Raw genomic sequence first — 1766 nt, 5'->3', positions numbered from 1 at the left:
CCGGGAGGGCGGCCTCCGGGCCGGCGAGGGCCCGCACCAGCTCGCGGACGCAGCGGTCGATGCGGGCGTAGCTCTCCTCGAACACCGCTTCCGGCTGCCGCCACGGGTCGCGCAGGGTGCGCAGGTCGATGGGGAGCGGATCCAGGTCGCCGAGCACGACGACGCCTCCCTCCTCCCGCCCGAAGTCGCGCCGTACGCTGCGGCGCTGGTCCTCGCCCATCACCACCACCAGCCCGGCGGTGCGCGCCAGCTCCCGCGTGAGGAGCGTGGCCCGGTGCGCCGTCAGGTCGATCCCCCGCCGCGCCGCCACCGCGATCCCCTCGCGCGGGGCGGGGCGCCCCGCCCCCACCATCCCGGCGGAGAAGACCCGGATCCCCGCCAGCTCCGGGGGGAGGGAGCGGGCGAAGACGGCCGCCGCGTACGGGCTGCGGCAGATGTTCCCGTAGCAGACGAAGACCGCCACGGCCGGGCGGTCCATCTCCCGCAGCTCGCGCAGCGCGGCCCGCCGGCGGCGCGGGTGGAGGAGTCGGTCGGGGAGGCGGCGCAGCTCGCGCAGCGCGGCGTACGCCCGCGTTCCCGCGAGGCGCTCCCGGACGTCGGTACGTGTGAAGGTCATTCGGAAAGGGGATGGAGGTGTGGGTCGCCGGCCGGTACGATAAGCGCCGGACACGGGGCGGGAACAGGGGGCCGCCCGTGTGCGCCGGGGCGTGGAAGATCCATGCCCCCCCGGCTCGCCGGAGGCCCCCGGGCGTCACACGTGTGGCGCTCCCGCGACACTCGGGAGCGGCCGGCGGAGGGCCGCGGAAGCGGAGCCGGCGCACGGCGGCCGCGCGGAAACGAGCGTGGCTTTTGCCGTCCCGCACCGCGCGGGCGTCCACCCGGCGGCCCCGGCGGGGGGATGCCCGGAACGGCACGGCGGGTGCTTCTGCAGACGCCGGCAACGACTCCACGCCAGCGCAGGCATTCTCGCCGCCCTCCGCTCCGGATCCCCCGGCGCGTGGCGGCCCCTCCGGGAAGGCACGATGAAGAACCGCATGCTTCTGGACCAGTGCAGGGACCACACCGCCGTGGCCGGCGTGGTCGGCCTCGGCTACGTCGGTCTGCCGCTCGCCGTGGAGGTCGCGCGCAGCGGCTACCGCGTCGTCGGGTTCGACGTGAACGAGGGCGTGGTGGCCGGGATCCGGCGCCGGGAGAGCCACGTCCTGGACGTCCCCAGCGAGGTGGTGCGGGCGTACGTGGGCGAGGGGCTCCTCACCGCCACCACCGACCTCTCGCGGCTGGGGGAGTGCGACGTGATCTCCCTGTGCGTCCCCACCCCGCTCAACAAGACCAAGGACCCGGACCTCTCCTACGTGGTCGCGGCCGGAAAGGCGGTCGCCGCGACCCTGCGGCCGGGGCAGCTGGTGATCCTGGAGAGCACCACCTACCCGGGCACCACCCGCGAGGTGCTCCTCCCCATCCTGGAGGAGAGCGGGCTGAAGGTGGGGAAGGACTTCTTCCTCTGCTTCTCCCCGGAGCGCGTGGACCCCGGCAACATCCGCTGGCAGACGCGCAACACGCCCAAGGTGATCGGGGGGGCGACGCCGGAGTGCCTGGAGGCGGGGCTGACCTTCTACAGCCGGGTGTTCGACACCATGGTCCCGGTCGAGAGCGCCGAGGCGGCCGAGCTGGTGAAGGTGTACGAGAACACCTTCCGGATGATCAACATCGCGCTGGCGAACGAGCTGGCGCAGGCGTGCGACCGTCTGGGCGTGGACGTCTGGGGG

Annotated in this window: 2 protein-coding genes; one reads left to right on the top strand and one right to left on the bottom strand. The window is 74.4% G+C overall.

What is annotated here, in order from left to right; all coding sequences use genetic code 11:
• Positions 1–616 (bottom strand): hypothetical protein (locus VGR37_16835; GenBank protein HEV2149075.1); only part of this gene is annotated, 616 nt, incomplete at its 3' end.
• 406 nt (positions 617–1022) lie between these two features.
• Here VGR37_16835 and VGR37_16830 point away from each other — a divergent pair.
• The coding region (locus tag VGR37_16830) for a nucleotide sugar dehydrogenase (GenBank protein HEV2149074.1) at positions 1023–1766 on the top strand (744 nt) is incomplete at its 3' end.

The sequence above is a fragment of the Longimicrobiaceae bacterium genome (genome assembly GCA_035936415.1).
Classification (GTDB): domain Bacteria; phylum Gemmatimonadota; class Gemmatimonadetes; order Longimicrobiales; family Longimicrobiaceae; genus JAFAYN01.
This window is presented reverse-complemented; position numbering and strand designations above follow the sequence as displayed.